Raw genomic sequence first — 6,531 nt, forward strand, 5'->3', positions numbered from 1 at the left:
CTTATCTCTCCATCATCCCCCAGGGAGGAGCGCGGTTCTCCTGAGAGGTCTTTGCGCACCCCTCGAACAAGGCGTGCAGAGTTTACAAAAATGACATAAAGACCGTGTCAAGAACTTTTTTCAAATTTTGTGCTGAATAGTTACAAAAAACAATCCCTTACCTACGGACCTATTCAAACTCTCCTCTCCCCGTAACCCTCCTTGGCAGCATCTTTTTTTATTTTCTAAAACCGCCTCTTTTTTCGTTATAAGACAGTAGATACCCAATTTAGCCCCCCTTGGCCGATGCCTCGCTTACGAGTTGCATCGGCCTTTTTACGTTTAACCACCCCAAAAACAGGAGATACCTATGGACCGAGAAACCTTGTCCGCTCTACAGGCCCTCTTCGCGCCTGCCGACATCAAGCAGCGCGAGGGAAGCTTCGGTAAAACCCTCGACTACCTGGAGACTTCCACAGTGGTTCAGCGCCTCAACGAGGCTCTGGACGGCGACTGGAGCTTCCATATCGTCGAGCATGTGGTTCGAGAAGATCTGTCCGAGGTCATTGTCGTCGGCAAGCTGGTCGCCGGAGAGATCGTCAAGATGCAGATCGGCAGCGCCACACTGAAGCGCCACCGGCAAAGCGGGGAACTGATGTGCCTTGGCGATGATCTCAAGGCCGCCGCTTCCGATGCGCTGAAGAAATGCGCCACCTTGCTCGGGGTCGGCCTGCAGCTCTATCGCAGTGACGAAGGCCAGCCGGCGCCATCCCCTCCGATAGGCCACCCCAGAACGAACAGCTCGGCGGATCCTCCCTCACCAAGGTCCTCTTCCAGCTCAGGCCGACTCTCTCCCAAGCAGCATCAACTGATCCTCAAGCTCGCCGCCGAGGCCGGCATCAACAAAAACGAGCTCAACCGTCATTGCCAACAGCAGTATGGCCGGGTGGTGGATTTCCTTGCCAAGGCCGAGGCCAGCCGGTTGATCGAAGGCCTCTTCGCTGGGGCCATCCAGGCCGCCTGACGTCGAGTCTCTCCCCTTATCCATCTGTCCTATCCAACAAGGAGGTTGATGATGAACACGCCCGCCCGCTCGTTACAGCAGCTTCGGCAGGAGCTGCATGTAAGCTACTCTCAGATCAATACCTATCTGACCTGTCCACTGCGGTACCAGTTCCACTATGTTCAGGGCCGATCCCCGGAACATGTCGGGGCTTCCCTCCTTCTCGGCTCGGCCATCCACAGCAGCCTGGCCCACTACTATGAGAGCCTCCGGGACAAGGGAGCAGCGCCTTCTGGAGATGATGTCCTTGATCATTTCCGTGAGGCGCTGAGTCGACAGCTTGGGCAGGTTCAGGCACCCATTCTTTATAAAGCCGAGGCGCCCGATGCCGAAACCCTTCTGACCCAGGGGGAAGGACTGCTGCGGGCCTTTCTCGTCGATCCCAGTTTTCAAGGGATGGAGGTCATCGCGGTGGAACTGCCGCTGCAGGCGACGCTGACATCTGCCGATGGTGCTGGTCACGACATCGCTCTGATTGGTGCCGTCGATCTGCTCCTGCGCGATCAGCTGGGAAGATGGCTGGCCGTCGATCACAAGACCGCTAAGCAGGCCTTGACTCAGGAAGCCATCGATCGGGATCTGCAGTTCTCGGCGTATGCCCTACTCTTGGCCGAGAACGGCTACTTGGAAGAAGGGTCGTCGCTGCACTGCGCCTTCAACGTCCTGCGCAAGCTGAAAACACCCAAGGTCGAAAGGCACCTGACGCTGCGGACCCAAAACGACCGGCAGCGTTTTGCCCGTGTCGCCGACAGCGTGCTGGCCGCCATCGAAGCACAGGTCTTTGTTCCCTGTACCGGCTGGCAGTGTGCTGACTGCCCCTATCAGAAAGCCTGTGCCGACTGGTAGCTTGGAGCAAAATCCAACCCATATCTCTACCGTTCCCGTCTCCGCCTTCCTCGGATGACGGGTTTTTTGTTTCTTCGTTGCACCCCTTCCGCCCCCTTTCAAAGGAGACCCTCATCATGATTTCCCTCTTTCATTCCACCCTTCTTCTTCAGCGAGTCGCGTTATGAGCAGCGAACGCGATGTCATCACTGTGGCCCTCGAAGCAGGTCAGCACGTCTTCATGCATGCCCAGGGCGATCCTGCCCGCACTCTTGCCTATGGCGTCGCGGCGGCGGTCGCGATGACCGGTACCGCCATCGGCTATGGGACGTACAAGTACGGCCATAAGGTCATCGACTGGCTGGCCGACTGACCTCTTCAAACCCCCTTCCAACAAAAAACCAACGCCGCGCCGGTGAAGACCCAGCTCTTTGCCGGCGTTTCCTATTCAGGAGGCTATCGATGAATCTTGTCCCGTTCCCCCACCAAACCCCTGCGCTCTCCGAGGAGCAGGTACCGGCATCCTCGTCCTCTCTGGTCAGCGTCCGGCTGAAAGAGATCGTCCCCCTTTACCAGAACGTAGAAATCCGCTGCGCGGTGAGCCGCTATCTGGCTGAAGCCCCGGCCATTCATTCGGCCGAGGATGTGGCAGCACTCTTTGCCTTCCTCCAGTTCGAGACCCGCGAAACCTTCTTTGCCCTCCATCTCGATAACAAGAACCGCATCCTTTGCCTCGACCAGGTCTCCGTCGGGAGCCTGACTGCGAGCATCGTCCATCCCCGCGAAGTCTTCAAGTCGGCCCTGCTCTCTTCGGCGGCGGCGCTCGTCTTTGTACATAACCACCCTTCCGGTGATCCAACGCCGAGCAGGGAGGATTACAGCATCCAGCAGCGCCTGGCCGAGGCGGGAGAATTGCTGGGCATCCGCGTCCTCGATCATCTGATCATCGGTGATCAGGGCCGATATGTCTCCATGACCCATGGCGGCTTCTCACCGGAACCATCACCGGAGGGAAGCTGTGCTGAAGAGGGTGTTGCGCTCTTTGTGTGAACGCCACACCTGGCCTCGACACCATGCCGCCAAGAAGCGCCTCAATCCCTTCTGATCACCCTTCATTGACCAAGGAGAAGAAACCCCATGAGCACCAGCACCGCACAAGATCAATCGAAACAAACAACCGGGTCCCTGGCTCGTCTGCTTGAAACCCCGGACCCGACCCCGACGACCTACACCGTGCAGGAGGTCTTCGGCATACCCAGCCAGATGACTCTGCCGGGGTTTGCCCCCGGGCATCCCCTGGTTCCGACCCCGACGCCGGGCTATGTCTGGACACCGGGACTGGTGAAGGATTTTATTGAGTGGCTATGCGAGCCTTCCCCCGAGCCCCTGTGGATTTCCGGGCCCACCGGTTGCGGAAAGACCGAGTGCCTGAAACAGCTCTTCGCCCGCTTGCATATTCCGACAGTGATTGTCAGTGCCAAGAAATCTACAGAGCCTGACGACATCCTTGGCCGGGTGCAGCTGGTGGACGGCAATACGGTTTTTACCCCCGGTCATCTGCTGACCACCTACACCCGAGGGTACGCCATCGTCTTCGACGAGATCGACGGCTACAACCCGGAGGTGATGATGGCCTGCCACCGGCTGCTGGAGCGGGCGGTCGTCACCCTCGATGACGGGACGATCATTCCACCGGCCGAGCGCATTCTGATGGCGGCCACAGCCAATACCCGGGGGGATGGCCAGGGCGGGGATGTCTATGCGGCAACGAGCGTCTTCAATCTGGCCACACTCAACCGATTCGAGAAGTGGGAGATGAGCTACCCCGCTCCGGAGATCGAAGAGCGGATTCTTCAGAATGCTCTGCCTTCTCTCGATAGCCAGGCCATTATCGCCATGGTGAAGGTGGCGGGGGACATCCGCACAGCCTGGGATAACGGCAGCTGTCCCGGCCCCATCTCCATCCGCGATCTACTGCGCTGGGGAAGAAAACTCCTCTTGGGAGCGAACCGCACCGATGTGGCCCCGCTCTACCACGCCTTCGACAAGGCCTTCGGTCACGGAGTCGATCCCCATGTCCGGGCTATGCTGCACAAGATCATCCAGACTCACTTCAACATTCCAGCACCGGAGATGAGTGAACGACAGGGAGGCCAGCTATGAGTTATCCGTTACCAGCAGATGCCTTGATCGGCTTCCACCTTCGCTCACCGTCTCGCTCAGGTGGCAAGGACTGGGTCGGCTGCCTGACCAACAGCGGCACCTTCTACCGTTACTGGGGGAAGATTGGCCAGGTAAATCAACACCAGCAAGGACACGACAACTACCGTGACATGCAGCAGCTGGTCAAGAATAAGCAGGCAAAGGGTTATCAGATCATCGACACCTACCACAGCCCTGCCGGTTGGCAGTCACAGCAAGCACTGAAGAGTCTCTCAGCACAATCGAAGAAAGACTCCAGACCGCTGACACCGTCCACCGTGGCGGATCCGATTGAAATCAAAGCATCATCTCAGCACGCCCTCGCTTGGGATTTCTAAACGACCCCTTGGCATATCCCCTCCCCAATCTCCGCCACATTTACCACCTCTATTAATATAAGGAGACCAACTATGCATCTCACCGTTCTGGAAAACATCGTCCTCTTCGTCCTCGATATTCGCCTCTGGACAGGGCGCAAGAAGCTGCGGCCCGAGGATCTGGCCGCCAACGGCGTCGATCCCGACAAGTTGCCGCCGGGAAGCCTGGCGTCCCTGGGGAGCAAGCGGATTATTGGAAACGAAGCCTTGGCCCCCTTTGCCGCGATCAAAAGGGAAGCGGAGAAGATCCTTCTGGCAAAAGGGGTACGCTTTCTCTCGGGCTATGCCGTTCCGGCGAACGAGGCGCAGGAGGTGAGTGACAAGCTCTGCCTTCTGCGCCAGCGTTTCGAGCAGGCCAAAGCGGAGCTCCTGCAGAGCTACGACGACGAGGTACGGCGCTGGATTGCCGAGAATCCGCCGGCCTGGGCGCCGGTCATTCGGGCGGCCTTGGAGCCGGTCTCCCATGTGGAACGCGCCCTGGGTTTTGCCTATACGCCGGTAACCATCGACGCTCCCGAATCCCTCGCAGACAGCGAATCTCTGGAAGCCCAGGCGCAAGGATTGTTCGGTCAGCTTTGCCATGAGGTACGAACGGCTGCGCGGGCCGCCTTCGAGCAGTCCTACGTGGGCAAGTCCTCGGTGACCCGCAAGGCGCTGCGCCCCATCCTGGCCATGCGGGAAAAGCTCTCCGGGCTGGTCTTTCTCGATCCCCAAGTGGGGGCCATGATCGCCACCATCGATGCCACCCTGGATGAGCTGCCCAGCAGCGGGCCGATCGAGGGGCGGGATCTCAACATGCTGGCTGGGCTGCTGAGTCGGGAGCTGGCGCGCATGGGCCTGGCGGCGGCCGAGGAGACGGAAGTTCCCGCAGAGGCGGACGAGGAGACGCTTCTCCCCTACCCGAGCGGCTATCCGGCCACGGCCCCACCGGCGGCGCCACTCTTCTGGGACTTCTGAACTGGCGGACCGGTAACTTCAGCGGCCCCTGTCCATAACAAACCAGACCACACCCACGGCAAGAGTCGTCTCCCCGTGGGTGTTTCTGTTTCCATCCACCGAGAAAGGACTTTAACGATGATTCGCGATAACGAGCTGGCGGGTCTCGCTCTGACCCTGAGCCGGGACACCCAGATGAAGATCACCATTGGTGGCGATAGCTCTTCCTGCAGTGCCGACGGCAGTCAGATCAACATCGCCCGCATGCCCGCCACCCCCCTGGGGAGGCTGCTCATGACCGGGCTGGTCTTTCACGAGGTTGCTCATAAGCACCACACCCGGGGGAGTCGTCCGGCAGGCCTGCTGGGGGAGCTGACCAACGTGATCGAGGATGTCCGAGTGGAGGCGCTGCTCACTCGGGACAGACCGGGGACCGCTTTCGATCTGGATGCCGTGACGAGCTATTACGCCAAAAAGGGGAATCTGATTCCCCGGGATCTGCCCTGTGCTCTGCTGGGCCTGGTCATGGCCTATGGCCGGACGGAGATCCTGGGACAGCACGCGCTCGGCGCTCTGCTGTCACCCTGTCGAAAGAGACTGGCCGCAGCCTTCGGTGTCCCTTGGGTAAGGGAGGTGGAGCAGATGCTGGAAGCGGAGTTCCCGCGCCTAACCTCCACGAGCGATGCACTGAGGCTGGCTGAAGCTCTGATTGCGAAGCTGCGGGAGAACCCCGAGAAGGATCCGCCGCCCGCTGGAAGAATTACGGGCCAAGAGAAGGGATCACAGGGCGGGAAGGGGGAAGAAGCGGGCGCGGAGCAGGAGAGCGGGGCGCGTCCCATGGATCAGGACGAGGAGGATGGAAACGGGGACGAGGAAGGAAATGAGGAGGGGGAGGAAGAAAGTAAGGCCGGTGGAGCCGGAAAAGATCCGGAAGAGACGGATGGTCTCGCCGCCCGGAGTGACTCATCGGCCCAGCAGGGCTCAGGGGATAAGTCGTCGTCTGAGCAGGCTGAGCAGAATGCTCGAGGGTGTAATTTAGTTTGTGTAAATGGTCGTTCCGGGGTACACCAGCCCCCCACCCTCTGAGGAGCCCAAATGGCCATCGAAAAAGAACTTCTTGACCGCCTGTTTGCCGATTTCAACTACACC

Annotated in this window: 8 protein-coding genes; all 8 read left to right on the plus strand. The window is 59.5% G+C overall.

The window, feature by feature from the left end; all coding sequences use genetic code 11:
• Nucleotides 1-364 precede the first annotated feature (364 nt).
• The 8 genes from RBR25_RS17300 (at nucleotide 365) to RBR25_RS17335 (ending at nucleotide 6,468) form a co-directional block, all read left to right on the plus strand.
• Nucleotides 365-1,003 (plus strand): Rad52/Rad22 family DNA repair protein, encoded by a 639-nt coding sequence (locus RBR25_RS17300; RefSeq protein WP_432820790.1) that lies wholly within the window; start codon nucleotides 365-367, stop codon nucleotides 1,001-1,003.
• 48 nt (nucleotides 1,004-1,051) lie between these two features.
• The gene (locus tag RBR25_RS17305; protein WP_432820791.1) at nucleotides 1,052-1,888 is read left to right on the plus strand and encodes a RecB family exonuclease; all 837 of its coding nucleotides are present in this window, start codon (nucleotides 1,052-1,054) and stop codon (nucleotides 1,886-1,888) included.
• A 163-nt stretch (nucleotides 1,889-2,051) separates the two neighbouring features.
• On the plus strand, nucleotides 2,052-2,240 hold the full coding sequence (locus tag RBR25_RS17310) for a hypothetical protein (protein ID WP_432820792.1): 189 nt from the start codon (nucleotides 2,052-2,054) through the stop codon (nucleotides 2,238-2,240).
• Nucleotides 2,241-2,329: 89 nt separating this feature from the next.
• Nucleotides 2,330-2,917 (plus strand): JAB domain-containing protein, encoded by a 588-nt coding sequence (locus tag RBR25_RS17315; RefSeq protein ID WP_432820793.1) that lies wholly within the window; start codon nucleotides 2,330-2,332, stop codon nucleotides 2,915-2,917.
• Between the two features lie 87 nt (nucleotides 2,918-3,004).
• Nucleotides 3,005-4,030, plus strand: a complete 1,026-nt coding sequence (locus RBR25_RS17320; RefSeq protein WP_432820794.1) for an AAA family ATPase — start codon at nucleotides 3,005-3,007, stop codon at nucleotides 4,028-4,030.
• Complete coding sequence (locus RBR25_RS17325; RefSeq protein WP_432820795.1) at nucleotides 4,027-4,407, plus strand: hypothetical protein; 381 nt, start codon at nucleotides 4,027-4,029, stop codon at nucleotides 4,405-4,407. Before RBR25_RS17320 ends, RBR25_RS17325 begins: the two co-directional genes overlap by 4 nt.
• 72 nt (nucleotides 4,408-4,479) lie before the next feature.
• Complete coding sequence (locus RBR25_RS17330) at nucleotides 4,480-5,403, plus strand: DUF3150 domain-containing protein (RefSeq protein ID WP_432820796.1); 924 nt, start codon at nucleotides 4,480-4,482, stop codon at nucleotides 5,401-5,403.
• 117 nt (nucleotides 5,404-5,520) lie between these two features.
• Nucleotides 5,521-6,468, plus strand: a complete 948-nt coding sequence (locus tag RBR25_RS17335; RefSeq protein ID WP_432820797.1) for a hypothetical protein — start codon at nucleotides 5,521-5,523, stop codon at nucleotides 6,466-6,468.
• Nucleotides 6,469-6,531 lie beyond the last annotated feature (63 nt).

This window comes from Trichloromonas sp., from assembly GCF_034006665.1.
Classification (GTDB): domain Bacteria; phylum Desulfobacterota; class Desulfuromonadia; order Desulfuromonadales; family Trichloromonadaceae; genus Trichloromonas.